Here is a 15,980-nt window from a genome sequence, read left to right as displayed (position 1 = left end):
GCATGACCACCACCAGCGTCGAGCAGTACCTCGACACCCTGCAGCACCCGCGCCGGGACGACGTCCTGCGGGTGCGCGCCGCCGTGCTGGCCCTGCGCCCGGGCATCGAGGAGCGGGTGAAGTGGAACGCGCCGTCCTTCGCCGTCGACGGCGTCGACCGGGTCACCTTCCGCCTCGCACCGGGGGACGTCTTCCAGCTGGTGCTGCACCGCGGAGCCGCCCGCCGGGCGGACACCGGCACCTTCCGGTTCGACGACGGGTCCGGCCTGGTCCGGTGGCCGGCCCCCGACCGCGGCGTCGTGGACCTGACCGCGCCGGGCGCCACCGACGAGCACCTGGACGCCGTGCTGGAGCTGCTCGGCCGTTGGCTGGACGTGGACGTGGACGTGGCCCCGCCGCGCTGACCGGGCTGGTGCCGGTCGCCCCGCCAGCCGACGACGAGGACACCCCTTCGTCGAACTCGTCCTGCGTACCGTCCCCTCCACGGCCGTCGGACAGGAGTGACCAACGTGTACCGCTTGGCACCCAACATCGAGCTGCTCTTCACCGAGGCGGGTCCCGACCACGCGGACCGCGTCCGCGCGGCGGCCGCCGCCGGCTTCGACGCAGTCGAGATGTGGGGGACCGCGAGCAAGGACCTGCCCTCGATCGCCGGTGCGCTGGCCGACACGGGCGTGTCGATGACGTCGATCGTCGTCGAGCCTCGCACCGACTTCGCGCTGCCCTGGGAGACGGCGGACGCCTTCTCCGCGGGCCTCGACCGCGCGGTCGAGGCTGCTCACCTCCTCGGTTGCCCGCGGGTAGTCACCGGCTCGGGCGTCGGGTACGGCGGGGCGACGCGCACTGCGAACCACGAACGCCTGGCCGGCATCTTCCGCCGGGCCGTGGACAGGATCGAGGGTTCGGGTGTGGCTCTACTGCTGGAGGCCGTGAACACCCGGGTGGACCACCCGGGCGCACTCCTCGACCACACGGCCGATGCGGCCGACGTGGTCCGGAGGGTGGGCTCCGACTCGTTCCGGTTGCTCTACGACCTCTACCACTCGGTTACCCAGGGCGAGGACCCGACGGTGGAACTCGCCGCCTTCGCCGACCTCGTGGAGTACGTGCAGATCGCCGACTCCGCGGGACGCGGGGAACCCGGCACCGGCGGCATCGACTGGCCGGCTCGGCTGTCCGACCTGCGGACCGCGGGCTACGCCGGCCCGATCGGTCTGGAGTACGCACCGACCACGACGACGGAGGCGTCCGCCGAGTACATCCGCAGGCTGGCCCGATCAGCCTGAGGACCCGCGACCGGACAGCCGCCGCCCCGGCGACCACCTACCTGAAGGAGACACCGTGCGCATCGTCCTGAGCACCACCGCCGACCCCGAGGTCACCGGCGCCGACGACCTCAAGAGCCTCGACGTGCTGGCCCCGGCGGAGATCCCCGCCGACCAGCTGACCGACCGGCTGGCCCCGCTGGGCACCGTCGAGGGTGACCACGCCTGGCTCGACGTGGCCCGGCTGCGGGCAGCGGGCCGACCCGACGACGAGCAGTGGGTCGCCGGCTTCGAGGGGATGGTCGGCTACGCGGCGAGCAAGGGCTGGCTCGACCCGGCCGGGACCGCCGTCCGGGCGCACCTCACCGGGCGGGAGTGAGGGCCGCGCTCAGGACGTGAGCAGCGGCAGCCGCTTGGTGAGCGCGGCGATCCGGTTGCGCGGGCCGACCAGGCCCACCGCGCGGCAGGCCAGGTCGGCCGGTGCGGTGGTCGCCAGCTCGGCCAGGTAGCCGTCGTACACCCGGTGGGTCTGCGCCGACCGGGGCATGTCGACGACCAGCACGCCCACCGAGGCCACCGCCTTCGCCCGGACGGCGGCCAGCTCCTCGGCGGTCGCGGTCAGCACCGAGCAGCCGGCCCACGGCAGGCCCGGGTGGTCGACGCCGTCGGCGTCCGGGCCGCCCGGGCCGAGCAGGTTGTCCACCGCAGCGCCGGTGGCCGCGGCGATGCAGGCCACCGCGTTCACCATCTCGCCCGCGGGGACGGCGGGGTCGACCAGGACCACCCACTTCAACCGGGCGTTGCGGGTCGGCTCGTCCGTGATGACCTCGGTCGGCAGGAGACCCGGGACGTCGTTCGCTGTCATGCCGTCACGCTAGGCACAGGAGGGGTCGATCCGGACCGCTGCCGAACATCGTTCGGCAGCGGCGGGCAGGATGGACCCGTGGACGAACTCGATGCGGCGATCCTGCGGGAACTGCAGTCCGATGCCCGGCGGAGCAACCGCGACGTGGCCGCCGCGGTGGGCGTGGCGCCCTCCACCGCGCTGGAGCGCACCCGGCTGCTGCGCGACCGCGGGGTCATCCGCGGCGCGACCCTGGACGTCGACCTGGCCGCCGTCGGCCGCCCGGTGCAGGCGCTGATCGCCGTCCGGGTGCGGCCGCCGTCCCGCCGGGCGATCGAGGCCTTCCGGGACTGGGCGCAGGCGCTGCCCGAGACGATCGGGCTCTTCGTGGTGTCCGGCGCCGAGGACTTCCTGCTGCACGTCGCGGTGGCCGACAACGAGGCGCTCTACGCCTTCGTCATCGACCGGCTGACCGAGCGGGCCGAGGTCGCCGACGTCCGGACCAGCGTGGTCTACGAGCACCTGCGCCGGCCGCCCCGGATCGACCCGGTCCGCCCCTGACCGCGGTCAGCCCAGCGTCGCGAGCACGTCGGGCAGGGCCAGCAGGTCGGGCACCACGAGCCCGGGCACCGGCCCGGCGGGGTCCAGCCGGTGCCCGGGCCGGACCACCCGGACGACGGCCATCCCGGCCTCCAGCGCGCCCCGGACGTCCCGTGCCGAGGCGGGCACGTGCACCTCCACGCCGGCGGCCACCGCCCGGCGGTAGATCTCCGGGCCCGGCTTGTAGGCCCGCAGCCGCTCGCTGGTCAGCAGGTCGTCGGGGTCCAGCAGCCCGGCGACCCGGGTCCGGGCCAGCAGCGCGTCGTCGACGTTGGACAGCACGCCCACCCGGTGCCGCTCGCGCAGCCGGGGGAGGGCCGCCGGGACGTCGGGCCAGGTCGGCCAGCTCGGCAGCGAGTCCAGCAGCTCCTCGGTGGCGGCCCCGACGTCCCCGGACCACCCCCGCGCCGCCCAGGTGCCGGCCAGGGCCAGCCGGCAGTGCTCGGCGAACGGGATCCACCCGACCGTGTCCCGCTGCGAGGCCTTGCATCGGGCGTCCCAGTCGTCGAAGAGCGCCCCGCCGTCCACGTCGTGCCCGGCCGCACCGGCGATCCGGGCCAGCGCCGCACCGCCGCCGGCTCGGCTGTCGATCAGCGCGCTGAACAGGTCGATGGTGACGAACACCGGCCGAGCCTGGCACGGGCCGCCGTCCGCCACCTGGCGGACGACGGCACCCGAAGTGCGCGCCGCTGACGGTTACCCAGGTCACACGGATCGACCAGGGTCGTCGGTGCACCGGGAACGGACCCGGCGCACACGACGGAGGTCACCGATGGGCGCACGGATCGACGGCAGCAGGATCGACGCGGTGCTCGCGGCGGCGGTCGGCAGCGGCGAGGTGCCGCACATCGCGGCGATCGTGGCCGACCGGGACGGCGTGCTCTACGAGGGCGGCGCCGGGGTGCGGGTGGCCGGGGAGAGCGACGACCCGGTCACCACCGCGACCCAGTTCCGGATCATGTCGATGACCAAGATGGTCGCCACCACCGTGGCGCTGCAGCAGGTCGAGCGCGGCGAGCTGGACCTGTCGGCGCCGGTCGCGGACTACCTGCCCGAGTTCGCCGACCTGCAGGTGCTCACCGGCTTCGACGGCGACACCCCGCAGTACCGGGCACCGGCCAGCCAGGCGACGGTGCACCAGCTGGTCACCCACACCACCGGCCTGGGCTACTGGTTCTGGAACGCCGACCTGGTCCGCTGGGAGGCCGCCACCGGCACGCCGAACGTCGTCCCCGGCACGATGGCGGCCTTCCGGGCCCCGCTCACCGCCGACCCCGGCACGTCCTTCGTCTACGGCATCAACACCGACTGGCTCGGCCGGGTCGTCGAGACCGTCGCCGGGACGACCCTGGACCGGGTGGTCGCCGAGGGCGTCACCGGTCCGCTGGGCATGGCCGACACGATGTTCCTGCTCGACGAGGAGCGGAAGAAGGACCTGGTCACGGTGCACGTGCCCGGCGAGGGCGGCGGCTGGACCTCGGCGGGGGAGATCCTCAACCAGTCGCCGGAGTGGTTCGCCGGCGGGCACGGCCTGTACTCCACGCCCCGGGACTACGTCCGCTTCCAGCGCGCCCTGCTGCGCGGCGGCGAGCTCGACGGCGTCCGCATCCTGCGGGAGGACACCGTGGACGCCGCGTTCAGCAGCCAGCTCGGGGACATCCCGTTCCCCGAGGAGATCGCCACCGCCGACCCGGCCACGACCGACAGCTTCGTCACCGGCCCCGGCTGGACCTGGGGCCACGGGCTGCTGATCAACACCGTCGACGTCCCCGGTGGTCGGCGGGCGGGCACGGGTGCCTGGGCGGGGCTGTTCAACACGCACTTCTTCGTCGACCGGACGACGGGCATCTGCGCGTCGGTCTACACCAACAGCCTGCCCTTCATCGCCCGCGACGGGGCCTGGAAGACCTACGTCGACGTGGAGCAGGCGGTCTACGCGTCGCTCTGACCGCCTCGCACGACCCCCGGACGTGCCCCGGCCCCCTCGAGCCCGTCGGGGGGCCGGGTGCACCCGGGAGCACGATCAGCACCGACCACCCCGGCGCGCAGGCAGGAGACCCCCGTGCGGACACCCGTGGACGCCCCGCCCCGCCCGCCGTTCGACCCCGAGCTCAAGGCCGGCCTGGCCGTCGTCGGCGGCATGTTCCCCCCGACGATCACCCCGGACCTGATCGGCTTCATGCGGACCTCCTACGCGTCCGCCCCGATCGAGGACACGCTGCGCGAGCGCCGGATCTCCCGGGCCGACCGGGAGATCGCCGGCCACCGCGGCGACCCGGTCACCGTCTCGGTGCTGACCCCGGACGGCGCCGACGGCTCCCGGCCCGGCGTGCTCTTCGTGCACTCGGGCGGGCTCATGTTCGGCGACCGGTTCAGCGGCATCGACCTGGTCCTGGACTGGGTGCAGCACCTGGGGGCGGTGCTGGTGACCGTCGAGTACCGGCGGGCCCCCGAGCACCCCGACCCGTTCCCGCGGGAGGACGTCTACGCCGCGCTGGAGTGGACCGCCGCGCACGCCGGCGAGCTCGGCATCCGGCCCGACCGGCTGCTGGTCTGCGGCGCCAGCTGCGGGGGAGGCCTGGCCGCCGGGCTCGCGCTGGCCGCCCGCGACCGCGGCGGCCCGGCCCTGTGCGGCCAGGTGCTGGACTACCCGATGCTCGACGACCGGGGGACGACGCCGTCCACCGGCCAGTTCGACGGCATCGGCGTCTGGGACCGGATCAGCAACGAGACCGGCTGGACGGCGCTGCTGGGCGACGCCCGCGGCGGACCCGACGTCTCGCCCTACGCCGCGCCCGCCCGGGCCACCGACCTGGGCCGGCTGCCGCCGGCCTTCATCGACGTCGGGTCGGCCGAGATCTTCCGGGACGAGGCCATCGAGTACGCGAACGGCCTCTGGCGGGCCGGGTCCGCCGCCCAGCTGCACGTGTGGAGCGGGGCCTTCCACGCCTGCGACGTGTTCGCCCCGCACACCGCCGTCGCCCGCCAGATGATCCGGGCCCGGGACGCCTGGGTGGAGACCGTGCTGGGGGACTGACCGGGACCCCCCGCCGGGGCTACTGTCTCGGCACCCGCGCGAGACGAGGACGTGACGTGCAGGAACTGCTCGGCCGGATCACCCGCCTGGACCCCGAGGCCAGCCTCGCCCTGCGCGTCATCGCCTGCTTCGACGAGCTGTCCGTCGGCGGGGTCAACACCCGCGGGCTGCTCGCGGCGGCCGCCTCGCTGGCCGGCTGCGTGGCCGGGTTCGGCCAGCAGCGGCCCGCCCGCACGGTCCGGGTCACCCCGCGCGGCGAGCTCGCCGACGGACCGCCCCCGGACGGTCCGCCCGCGGGGGCCACCCCGGCGGGACCGGGCACCTGCGTCTGGCTGGAGCGGACCGGCCCGGCCGAGGCCAACGACGCCATCGTCCTGGAGCGGCTGGCCCTGGCCGTCCGCCTGCGGCACGACCGGGACGCCGGCGCCCCCGACGCCCGCCGGCACCTGGCCGTGCTGGTGGACGGTGACCTGCCCGCCGACCGGCGGCGCACCGCGGCCGCGGCGCTCGGGCTGTCCACGACCGCCTCCTACCGGGTGGTGACCGCGCCGCTGTTCGCGGTGTGGGCCGAGCACCCCGGCGGCCCCGAGGACGTCGTCCCGACCGCGCACGGGCCGCTGCACACCCTGGTCGTGCCCGCGGCCACCGCGGTCGTGCAGGCCGGCCCCAGCGGGGTCGGCGTGGCCACCACGCCCGACCACCTGGACCACTCGTTCCGCACCTCCGTGGTCGCGCTGCGGCTGTGCGGGCGCGGCGCCACCCGCTCGGTGGGGGCCGACGCCTACGCCGGGCTGGTCAGCATGTTCGCCGAGGAGCCGGCCGGGGCGCACCACCCCGACGTCCAGCTGGTCGCCGCGGTGGACGAGCACCCCTGGGGTGCGGCGACGCTGGACGCGCTGACCACCAGCGGGTCCGCGCGGCAGGCAGCCCGCGCCCTGGGCATCCACCACAGCACGCTGCAGCACCGGCTGGAGATCATCACGACGACGCTGGGCTTCGACCCGCTCGACGGGCTCGGCCGCCTCCGCGCCGGCGTCGCCCACCTCGCCTGGCGGCTGCAGACCAGCCGCGTGCTCGACCTGCCGGCACCCACCGCACCCGGCCGGCCCGGGGAACCGGAACCTGTCGGACCCGGGCACTAGCCTGGGCAGCGCCCGACCACGGGCGCGGAGACGGGGGAGGACGGCGTGACGACGGCTGGTTCGCAGGGCACCGCCGCGGTCTCCCGCGACGACCTCGGTGACCGGGTGTGGACGGTGCCCAACGCGCTGTCGGTGCTCCGGCTGCTGGGTGTCCCGCTGTTCCTCTGGCTGCTGCTGGGGCCCGAGGCCGACGGCTGGGCCGTCGTGGTCCTCATGGTCTCCGGCGTCACCGACTGGGCCGACGGCAAGCTGGCGCGGGTGCTCGGCCAGTCCAGCAAGCTCGGCGCGCTGCTGGACCCCGCGGCCGACCGGCTCTACATCGTGGCCACGCTGGTGGCCTTCGTGCTGCGCGACGTCGTCCCGCTGTGGTTCGTGGCGGTCATCGTCGTCCGGGAGCTGGTCCTGGCCGTCGTCCTGCTGGTGCTGCGCCGGTACGGCTGGCCGCCGCTGCAGGTGCACTACCTCGGCAAGGCCGCCACCTTCATCCTGCTGTACGCCTTCCCCGGCCTGCTGATGGCCGACGGCACGGGCTGGCTGGCCACCGTCATCGCGCCGCCGGCCTACGCGCTGACCATCTGGGGCGGCGCGCTGTACCTGCTCTCCGGCGTCCTCTACGTCGTGCAGGCCGTCGGCCTGGTGCGGCAGAGCCGGGCGGAGCGGTGAGCACCCAGCAGGCCTCCCGCACCCGCTCGCTGGGCGCCTCCCTGCTCGACCAGGTGCTGGCCGAGACCCTGGACCCGGCCTACGCGCAGGCGGCCGCCGCCCGGGCCGCGGGCACCGCGCCGCCGCGCCGGGTCCGGCGCGGGTGGCAGGTCCTGGTCGCGGTGGTCATGGTGCTGGCCGGCTTCCTGGCCGCGCTCACCTACGACGAGGCCTCGGCGGCCGCGCCCGAGCGCGAGGAGCGCCGGGCGGCGCTGATCGCCGACATCGACCGCGAGTCGGCCGTGACCGACGACCTGGTCGCCACGCTCGCCCAGCTGCAGACCGACGTCGGCACCGCGCGCGACCAGGCGCTGTCGGCGTCCACCGTGGGCCAGCGGGCACTGGGCCGGCTCGCCGAGGCCGAGGCCGGTGCGGCCGCCGAACCGGTGACCGGGCCCGGGTTGACCGTGACCCTGGGCAACGCGCTGCCCTCCGCCGACGACGACCCGGTGGCCACCGGCGCCGCCGACGACCAGATCGCCCAGGTGCTCGACCGGGACCTGCAGCTGCTGGTCAACGCGCTGTGGGCGGCCGGGGCCGAGGCGATCAGCGTCGACGGCCAGCGACTGGGGCCGACCACCACGATCCGGCAGGCCGGCGGCGCGATCCTGGTCGACCTGCGCCCGGTCACCAGCCCGTACGTCGTCGAGGCGATCGGCGACCCGGTCGGCCTGAACAACGGCTTCCTCACCTCGCCCGAGGTCCGCAACCTCGGCCAGCTCGCGGTGACCTACGACTGGCAGTTCGACCTGGTCCGCAGCGACGGCCTCGAGCTGACCGGCGCCGGCAGCGTCGAGCTGCGCTCCGCGCGGCCGGTCGACCCGACCACCGACGCGGGCACCCCGGCCGACGGCGCCCCCACGGACGACGGAGACTGACCCGGTGATCCCCATCCTCGGCCTCGCGGTGGGCGTGGTGCTCGGCCTGCTGCTGGACCCCAGCGTCCCGGTGTGGCTGCAGCCCTACCTGCCGATCGCGGTCGTCGCGGCCCTGGACGCCGTCTTCGGCGGCATCCGCGCCCGGTTCGACGGGATCTTCGACGCCAAGGTGTTCGTGGTGTCCTTCGTGTCCAACGTGGTGGTGGCCGCGCTGATCGTGTTCCTGGGCGACCAGCTGGGCGTCGGCGCCCAGCTGTCGACCGCGGTCGTGGTCGTGCTGGGCATCCGCATCTTCGGCAACGCCGCCGCCATCCGCCGGCACCTCTTCCGGGCCTGAGCGGGAGGCAGCCATGACCGACCAGGACCCGGCCCGGCCCGAGCCCGAGGCTCCCGGGCCCGACGCCGTCGAGACCGAGCCCGAGACGGTGGGGGAGGCCCGGCCTCCGTCCGTCTGGCACCAGCTGCGGCACGGCCGGCGGGACCGGCTGGCCGCCGCGCTGATCGGCGCGCTCACCCTGCTGCTGGGCTTCGCCTTCGCCGTCCAGGTGCGCAGCCATGACGGCGGCGAGGACTACGACCGGGCCCGCGAGGAGGACCTGGTCAGCATCCTCGACGACGTCAACTCCCGCGAGGACCGGCTGCGCCAGCAGATCTCCGAGCAGCGGACCGCCCTCGACCAGCTCACCGACACCGACAGCCAGTCCGCGGCGGCCCTGGCCGAGGCGCAGCAGCGGGCCACCGAGCTGGGCATCCTCAACGGCAGCCTGGCCGCCCAGGGCCAGGGGCTGACCATGACGCTCACCGACCCGGCCGGGGAGATCACCCCGGCCATCCTGCTCAACGCCGTCCAGGAGCTGCGCGGCGCCGGTGCGGAGACCATGCAGGTCGACGACGTCCGGATCGGCGTGAGCAGCGCGGTGACCGGCACCGCCGGCGCGCTGAGCATCGACGGCCAGGCCGTCACCGCCCCCTACGTCTTCGTCGTGATCGGCGAGCCGCAGGTGCTGGCCACCGCCATGGACATCCCGGGCGGGGTGAGCGCCACGGTCCGCCGGGAGGGCGGCGACGTCCGGATCGTGCAGTCCGACCAGGTCGTCGTGGACGCGCTGCGCCCCCTCGACGAGCCCCAATACGCTGACCCCGACGGCAACTGAGAGAAGGACGACGCATGAGCACCCCTGAGGACCGCCGCTACACCGACCAGCACGAGTGGGCCCAGGTCCAGGGCACCTCCGGTGCGGCCACGGTGGTCCGCATCGGGATCACCGACCACGCGCAGGACGCCCTGGGCGACATCGTGTTCGTCCAGCTGCCCGCCGTCGGCGACGAGCTCACCGTGGGCAACCCGATCGGCGAGGTCGAGTCCACGAAGAGCGTGTCCGACGTCTACGCGCCGCTGGCCGGGACGGTGTCGGCGGTCAACGACGCGCTGGCCGAGACCCCCGAGACGGTCAACTCCGACCCCTACGGCGAGGGCTGGCTGCTGGAGATCGAGGTCACCGGCGACACCGAGGACCCGACCGCCGAGCTGATGGACGCGCAGGCCTACCAGACCCTGGTCGACCAGGGCTGACCCGACCCGCCCGGCAGCCGCCGGGGCCGACCCCCGGTCACCCGGGATGCGGCGATCACTATGCTCGCCGAGAGTGATCCGGGACGGCACCGCGACGGTGCCGCGACGGACCCACCCTCAGCCTCGACGTCCGGTTGACCCTCGGGTCGGCCGACTGGTTCCATGATCCCGGCCCGCCCGCTGACAGCGGCGGCCGACCCTCGACGGGCCGCCCGGCCCGTCGTCCGCCGGCCGGCCGCGGCCTGAGAAGACAGTCCGCGGCGGTGCCGCCTGCACATCCGGAGGAGACACCGTGCACTGCACTCGATGTGGACACCAGAACCCCGAGGGCAGTCGCTTCTGCGCGCAGTGCGGCTCGGCCCTGTCCCCGGAGCGGGTGGGCGAGTCCACCAGCGTCATCCCCAAGGTGGGCGGCGAGGACTCCGGCGAGGCCCCCCAGACCGGTGAGACCCCGCTCGACGCGCACGCCGGCGCCGTGGAGTCCCTCCCGGCCGGCTCCGCCCTGCTGGTGGTCAAGCGTGGCCCGAACGCGGGCAGCCGCTTCCTGCTCGACCAGGAGGTCACCACCGCCGGTCGGCACCCCGACAGCGACATCTTCCTCGACGACGTGACCGTCAGTCGCCGGCACGTGGAGTTCCACCGCGAGGGTGGCGGCTTCACCGTGCACGACGTGGGCAGCCTCAACGGCACCTACGTCAACCGCGAGCCGGTGGACGTCGCCTCCCTCGCCGGTGGCGACGAGGTGCAGATCGGCAAGTTCCGGTTGGTCTACCTGACCGGGCCGCGCACCGGCGAGCCCGCCTCGTCGTGACCGCGGCGGCCCGGGCCGGGGAGCCCGCGCCGGGTGCCGGCGCGACCGGGGCCGACAGCCGGCCCCGGTTCACCATCGGCGAGGTGCTCGCCGACCTGCGCGACGAGTTCCCCGACGTGACGATCTCCAAGATCCGCTACCTCGAGGGCGAGGACCTGGTCCACCCGCAGCGCACGCCGTCGGGATACCGGAAGTTCTCCACCGCCGACATCGACCGGCTGCGGTTCGTGCTGGCCGCCCAGCGCGACCAGTACCTCCCGCTGCGGGTGATCAAGGAGCAGCTGGACGCGCTGGACCGGGGCGAGTCGCCGGCCACGCTGCCGGCGCGCCCCGAGGTCACGGCTCCGGAGTCGCAGCCGGCACCGGCCCGGGAGCCCGAGCAGGGCGAGCCGCTGTCGGCCGCCGACTTCGCGGCCGCGGCGGACCTCGACGACGCCCAGCTGGCCGACTGCGTGCAGTACGGCCTGCTGACCCCGGGTGCCGACGGCCGGTTCCCGGCGTCGGCCCTGGCGGTGGCCCGGGCCGCCGGCGGTCTGGCCCGGCACGGCATCGAGCCCCGGCACCTGCGGGTGTACCGGACCAGCGCCGAGCGCGAGGCCGCCCTGGTCGAGCAGGTCGTCGCCCCGGTGCTGATGGCCCGCTCCGAGGACGCGCACACCCGCGCGGCCGAGCAGCTGCGGGAGCTGGGCACGCTGTCCACCCAGCTGCACACCGCGCTGCTGGAGGCCCGGCTCCGCGAGGTCCTCGGGGCCGACGCCGGGGCCTGACCCGCGGCGTACGTTGTGAACCGTCGTCCGGCCCTCGTGGTCGGTCCAGCACCGACCGGGGGAGGCCCATCGTGCAGGAGCTCAGAGTGGTCGGTGTCCGGGTCGAGCTGCCCGGCAACCAGCCGATCCTGCTGCTGAAGGAGACGCAGGGCGAGCGCTACCTGCCGATCTGGATCGGCGCGGTCGAGGCCGCGGCCATCGCGTTCGAGCAGCAGGGGGTCCGGCCGGCCCGGCCGATGACCCACGACCTGCTGCGCGAGGTGGTCACCGTGCTCGGGGCCAGCCTCGAGGCCGTGCACATCACCGAGATGAAGGACGGCATCTACCTCGCCGAGCTCGTCTTCGGCGACGAGCGGACGGTCAGCGCCCGCCCCTCGGACGCGGTCGCGCTCGCCGTCCGCACCGGTGCGCCGATCTACGGCGCGGAGGCACTGCTCGACGAGGTGGGGATCGAGATCCCCGACGAGCAGGAGGACGAGGTCGAGAAGTTCCGCGAGTTCCTCGACCAGGTCAGCCCGGACGACTTCTTCGGCCCGGATCCCACGTCGGACCCCAGCCCCTGACCCAGCGTGAGTGGGCCGTGACGGCGTGCCGATCGCAGGTCACAGCCAGGTCACCCTCTGGGGTGACCTGGTCGACACGCCGCCGACCGCGGTTGACCGCCCCACCGGGCGGGCCTACCTTCGACGAATCACCCCGGTGCAACTCCGAGCGCACAGCTCGGTGGTCGCGCGGGGCGCCGGCCGGGTCTCCGGATCGGGCCGCACGACGAGGAGGACGCTGACGTGGGCGACGGCAACCAGGGCCAGCTGTTCACCGACGCGGCAGTGGGTGCTCCCTCCTACGACGAGGCCGACTCCGACGCGTTCGGCTACCGGGGCCCCACCGCGTGTGCGGCCTCTGGCATCACCTATCGGCAGTTGGACTACTGGGCGAGAACAGGTCTGGTCGCCCCGTCGGTCCGCACCGCCACCGGCTCGGGCACCCAGCGCCTCTACAGCTTCCGCGACATCCTCGTGCTCAAGGTCGTCAAGCGACTGCTGGACACCGGGGTCTCGCTGCAGAACATCCGCAAGGCCGTGGACCACCTGCGCACCCGCGGGGTCAAGGACCTGGCCAACGTGACCCTGCTGTCCGACGGCGCGACGGTGTACGAGTGCACCTCGGCCGAGGAGGTCGTCGACCTGCTCGCCGGTGGCCAGGGCGTGTTCGGCATCGCGGTGTCCGGCGCGCTGCGCGAGCTGACCGGCGAGCTCGCCGAGCTGCCCGCCGAGCGCCTGGACGGCGGTCCGGTCGAGGCCGACGACGAGCTCTCCGCCCGTCGCCGCCGCCGCGCCTCCGCCTAGCCGCCAGCGGGTACGTTCGGGGTCGTGGTCGACCCCGCAGCTCCTCTCCCCGCCCTGGCCGATCTCCAGCCCCGCGGCGCGTTCGCCGCCCGGCACATCGGCCCCCGCACCGACGACACCGCGGCCATGCTCGCCGCGGTCGGTCAGCCGTCGCTGGCCGCGCTGGTCGACGCCGCCGTCCCCGAGGTCGTGCGCGACCGCAGCGCGCTGGATCTGCCCGCCGCCCAGGGCGAGGCCGAGGTGCTGGCCGCCCTGCGCGAGCGGGCCGCCCGGAACGAGGTGTTCACCTCGATGATCGGGCTGGGCTACAGCGGCACCACCACCCCGGCGGTCATCCAGCGCACGATCCTGGAGAACCCGGCCTGGTACACCGCCTACACGCCCTACCAGCCCGAGATCAGCCAGGGCCGGCTCGAGGCGCTGATCAACTTCCAGACCACGGTCGCCGACCTCACCGGGCTCCCGGTCGCGGGCGCCTCCATGCTCGACGAGTCCACCGCGGCCGCCGAGGCGATGACCCTGGTCCGGCGGGCCGGTAAGGCCAAGCCCGACGCGGTGTTCGTCGTGGACGCCGACACGTTGCCGCAGACCCTCGCGGTGCTGCAGACCCGGGCCGAGCCGCTGGGGATCACCCTGCACGTGGCCGACCTGACCGCCGGCTGGCCCACCGACCTGCCCGAGGCCGGGGCGTTCGGCGTCCTGCTGGCCTATCCGGGTGCCTCGGGCGCCGTCCGGGACCACCGCGCGCTGACCGCTGCCGCGCACGAGGCCGGTGCCGCGGTGGTCGTCGCCGCGGACCTGCTGGCGCTGACCCTGGTCGAGGCACCGGGGGAGTGGGGCGCCGACGTCGCCTGCGGCACCACCCAGCGCTTCGGCGTCCCGATGGGCTACGGCGGCCCGCACGCCGGTTACCTGTCGGTCCGCGAGGGCCTGGCCCGCCAGCTCCCCGGCCGGCTGGTCGGCGTCTCGGTGGACGCCGACGGCGACGTCGCCTACCGGCTGGCGCTGCAGACCCGCGAGCAGCACATCCGCCGGGAGAAGGCGACCAGCAACATCTGCACCGCGCAGGTGCTGCTCGCCGTCATCGCCGGCGCCTACGCCGTCTACCACGGGCCCGAGGGCCTGGCGGCGATCGCGGCCCGCACGCACCGGTCGGCCACCACGCTGGCCGGGTGGCTGCGCGCCGGTGGCGTGGACGTCGTCCACGAGCACTTCTTCGACACCGTGCTGGCCGCGGTGCCGGGCCGGGCGGTCGACGTCGTCGCGGCCGCTGCAGAGCGCCGGATCAACCTGCGGCTGGTGGACGCCGACACCGTCGCGGTGGCCTGCGACGAGACCACGTCGGTGGACACGCTGCGCGAGGTCGCCGCCGCGTTCGGCGTCGAGCCGGGCGGTCTGGACGACGTCACCGACGCCCTGCCCGCGGCCGTGCGGCGGAGCACGCCCTACCTGACCCACCCGGTCTTCTCCGCCCACCGCAGCGAGACCGCGATGCTGCGCTACCTCCGGTCGCTGAGCGACAAGGACCTGGCGCTGGACCGCACGATGATCCCGCTGGGCTCCTGCACGATGAAGCTGAACGCGGCGACCGAGATGGCCGCGATCACCTGGCCGGAGTTCGCCGGGTTGCACCCCTTCGCCCCGGTCGAGCAGGCCCGCGGCTACGCGCAGCTGATCGACGAGCTGTGCACCGGGCTGGCCGAGATCACCGGGTACGCCGCGGTCAGCGTGCAGCCCAACGCCGGCTCGCAGGGCGAGTTCGCCGGGCTGCTGGCCATCCGCGGCTACCACCACTCGCGCGGGGACGTGCAGCGCGACGTCTGCCTGATCCCGTCCTCGGCGCACGGCACGAACGCCGCGTCGGCGGTCATGGCCGGCATGCGGGTCGTGGTGGTGGCCTGCGACGACCAGGGCAACGTCGACGTCGCCGACCTGCGGGCCAAGGTCTCGCAGCACGCCGACCGGCTGGCCGCGCTGATGATCACCTACCCGTCCACGCACGGGGTGTTCGAGACCGCGGTGGGCGACATCTGCGCCGCGGTTCACGACGCCGGTGGTCAGGTGTACGTCGACGGCGCGAACCTCAACGCCCTGGTCGGCCTGGCCCGGCCGGGCCGGTTCGGCTCGGACGTCAGCCACCTCAACCTGCACAAGACGTTCTGCATCCCGCACGGCGGCGGTGGCCCCGGCGTCGGCCCGATCGGCGTCCGGGAGCACCTGGTGCCCTTCCTGCCCGGCCACCCGCTGGTCGAGACCGGCGGCACCGGACCGGCCGTGGCCGGCGCCCCGTTCGGCTCGGCGGGGATCCTGCCCATCTCCTGGGCCTACCTGCGGCTGATGGGCCCCGACGGGCTGACCCGGGCCACCGAGCACGCCATCCTGGCCGCCAACTACGTGGCCGCGCGGCTCCGCGAGCACTACCCGGTGCTCTACACCGGCGCGGAGGGCCTGGTGGCCCACGAGTGCATCCTGGACATCCGCGGCATCACCAAGGCCACCGGCGTCACCAACGACGACATCGCCAAGCGGCTGGTCGACTACGGCTTCCACGCCCCGACCATGAGCTTCCCGGTCAACGGCACGCTGATGGTGGAGCCGACCGAGAGCGAGGACCTGGGCGAGATCGACCGCTTCGTAGACGCGATGATCGCCATCCGCGGCGAGATCGCCCGGGTCGAGTCCGGGGAGTTCGACGCCACCGACAACCCGCTGCGCAACGCCCCACACACGCTGGCGATGCTGGCGCGGGACTGGGACAAGCCGTACAGCCGGGAGACCGCGGTGTACCCGGTGCGCGCGCTGGTGGGCCGGTCCTACCTGTCGCCGGTGCGCCGCATCGACGGTGCGTACGGGGACCGGAACTTGGTCTGTTCCTGCCCATCGCCGGAGGCCTTCGAGGAGGTCGCACCGGAGGCCGGCGCGGTCCCGGCCCCGCACGGCGACCCCGAAGGCGTCGGCGAGACCGAGACCGCGGGCGTCGAGCGCGAGGTCGTCGCCCAGGCCTGACCCACTGAC

General features: G+C 74.6%; 19 protein-coding genes. 17 read left to right on the top strand and 2 right to left on the bottom strand.

What is annotated here, in order from left to right; all coding sequences use genetic code 11:
• Nucleotides 1-2 precede the first annotated feature (2 nt).
• The 3 genes from UXQ13_RS17945 to UXQ13_RS17935 all read left to right on the top strand — a co-directional run bounded on the left by UXQ13_RS17945 (nt 3) and on the right by UXQ13_RS17935 (nt 1,644).
• The gene (locus UXQ13_RS17945) at nt 3-404 is read left to right on the top strand and encodes a DUF1801 domain-containing protein (RefSeq protein WP_225235816.1); all 402 of its coding nucleotides are present in this window, start codon (nt 3-5) and stop codon (nt 402-404) included.
• 105 nt (nt 405-509) lie between these two features.
• The gene (locus UXQ13_RS17940) at nt 510-1,286 is read left to right on the top strand and encodes a TIM barrel protein (protein WP_225235815.1); all 777 of its coding nucleotides are present in this window, start codon (nt 510-512) and stop codon (nt 1,284-1,286) included.
• Between the two features lie 55 nt (nt 1,287-1,341).
• Nucleotides 1,342-1,644 carry a hypothetical protein gene (locus tag UXQ13_RS17935; RefSeq protein WP_225235814.1) on the top strand — a complete coding sequence of 101 codons (303 nt, stop codon included), beginning with the start codon at nt 1,342-1,344 and terminating at the stop codon, nt 1,642-1,644.
• A 9-nt stretch (nt 1,645-1,653) separates the two neighbouring features.
• Here the strand turns inward: UXQ13_RS17935 and UXQ13_RS17930 are convergent, their stop codons facing one another.
• Complete coding sequence (locus UXQ13_RS17930) at nt 1,654-2,130, bottom strand: DUF2000 domain-containing protein (RefSeq protein ID WP_336392643.1); 477 nt, start codon at nt 2,128-2,130, stop codon at nt 1,654-1,656.
• A 78-nt stretch (nt 2,131-2,208) separates the two neighbouring features.
• Here UXQ13_RS17930 and UXQ13_RS17925 point away from each other — a divergent pair, with 78 nt between their 5' ends.
• Nucleotides 2,209-2,670, top strand: a complete 462-nt coding sequence (locus UXQ13_RS17925; protein WP_225235812.1) for an Lrp/AsnC family transcriptional regulator — start codon at nt 2,209-2,211, stop codon at nt 2,668-2,670.
• Between the two features lie 6 nt (nt 2,671-2,676).
• On the opposite strand, the gene UXQ13_RS17920 is transcribed toward UXQ13_RS17925, so the two are convergent.
• On the bottom strand, nt 2,677-3,333 hold the full coding sequence (locus UXQ13_RS17920) for an HAD family hydrolase (protein ID WP_225235811.1): 657 nt from the start codon (nt 3,331-3,333) through the stop codon (nt 2,677-2,679).
• A 148-nt stretch (nt 3,334-3,481) separates the two neighbouring features.
• On the opposite strand from UXQ13_RS17920, the gene UXQ13_RS17915 reads away from it, so the two are divergent.
• The 13 genes from UXQ13_RS17915 (at nt 3,482) to gcvP (ending at nt 15,971) form a co-directional block, all read left to right on the top strand.
• A complete protein-coding gene (locus tag UXQ13_RS17915; protein WP_225235810.1) occupies nt 3,482-4,657 on the top strand; it encodes a serine hydrolase domain-containing protein in 1,176 nt (391 codons plus the stop codon).
• Between the two features lie 114 nt (nt 4,658-4,771).
• The gene (locus UXQ13_RS17910) at nt 4,772-5,746 is read left to right on the top strand and encodes an alpha/beta hydrolase (protein ID WP_225235809.1); all 975 of its coding nucleotides are present in this window, start codon (nt 4,772-4,774) and stop codon (nt 5,744-5,746) included.
• Nucleotides 5,747-5,802: 56 nt separating this feature from the next.
• The gene (locus tag UXQ13_RS17905) at nt 5,803-6,888 is read left to right on the top strand and encodes a helix-turn-helix domain-containing protein (protein WP_225235808.1); all 1,086 of its coding nucleotides are present in this window, start codon (nt 5,803-5,805) and stop codon (nt 6,886-6,888) included.
• A 45-nt stretch (nt 6,889-6,933) separates the two neighbouring features.
• On the top strand, nt 6,934-7,551 hold the full coding sequence (locus tag UXQ13_RS17900) for a cardiolipin synthase ClsA (protein WP_225235807.1): 618 nt from the start codon (nt 6,934-6,936) through the stop codon (nt 7,549-7,551).
• Entirely contained in the window at nt 7,548-8,468 is a 921-nt protein-coding gene (locus UXQ13_RS17895) for a DUF881 domain-containing protein (protein ID WP_225235806.1), read from the top strand. The genes UXQ13_RS17900 and UXQ13_RS17895 overlap by 4 nt, the downstream gene beginning before the upstream one ends.
• A 4-nt stretch (nt 8,469-8,472) precedes the next feature.
• Nucleotides 8,473-8,805 carry a small basic family protein gene (locus UXQ13_RS17890; protein ID WP_055768226.1) on the top strand — a complete coding sequence of 111 codons (333 nt, stop codon included), beginning with the start codon at nt 8,473-8,475 and terminating at the stop codon, nt 8,803-8,805.
• Nucleotides 8,806-8,818: 13 nt separating this feature from the next.
• Nucleotides 8,819-9,622, top strand: a complete 804-nt coding sequence (locus tag UXQ13_RS17885; protein WP_225235805.1) for a DUF881 domain-containing protein — start codon at nt 8,819-8,821, stop codon at nt 9,620-9,622.
• A gap of 14 nt (nt 9,623-9,636) precedes the next feature.
• Nucleotides 9,637-10,041, top strand: a complete 405-nt coding sequence (gcvH, locus tag UXQ13_RS17880; protein ID WP_225235804.1) for a glycine cleavage system protein GcvH — start codon at nt 9,637-9,639, stop codon at nt 10,039-10,041.
• A 292-nt stretch (nt 10,042-10,333) separates the two neighbouring features.
• Nucleotides 10,334-10,852 carry an oxoglutarate dehydrogenase inhibitor Odhl gene (gene odhI / locus UXQ13_RS17875; RefSeq protein WP_225235803.1) on the top strand — a complete coding sequence of 173 codons (519 nt, stop codon included), beginning with the start codon at nt 10,334-10,336 and terminating at the stop codon, nt 10,850-10,852.
• Nucleotides 10,849-11,619, top strand: a complete 771-nt coding sequence (gene ftsR, locus UXQ13_RS17870) for a transcriptional regulator FtsR (protein WP_225235802.1) — start codon at nt 10,849-10,851, stop codon at nt 11,617-11,619. The genes odhI and ftsR overlap by 4 nt, the downstream gene beginning before the upstream one ends.
• A 71-nt stretch (nt 11,620-11,690) precedes the next feature.
• Entirely contained in the window at nt 11,691-12,182 is a 492-nt protein-coding gene (locus tag UXQ13_RS17865; protein WP_225235801.1) for a bifunctional nuclease family protein, read from the top strand.
• 222 nt (nt 12,183-12,404) lie between these two features.
• Entirely contained in the window at nt 12,405-12,965 is a 561-nt protein-coding gene (locus UXQ13_RS17860) for a MerR family transcriptional regulator (RefSeq protein ID WP_455428468.1), read from the top strand.
• 24 nt (nt 12,966-12,989) lie between these two features.
• Nucleotides 12,990-15,971 carry an aminomethyl-transferring glycine dehydrogenase gene (gene gcvP, locus UXQ13_RS17855; protein ID WP_225235800.1) on the top strand — a complete coding sequence of 994 codons (2,982 nt, stop codon included), beginning with the start codon at nt 12,990-12,992 and terminating at the stop codon, nt 15,969-15,971.
• Nucleotides 15,972-15,980 lie beyond the last annotated feature (9 nt).

It is taken from the genome of Klenkia terrae (assembly GCF_037083865.1).
GTDB lineage: Bacteria > Actinomycetota > Actinomycetes > Mycobacteriales > Geodermatophilaceae > Klenkia > Klenkia terrae.
This window is presented reverse-complemented; position numbering and strand designations above follow the sequence as displayed.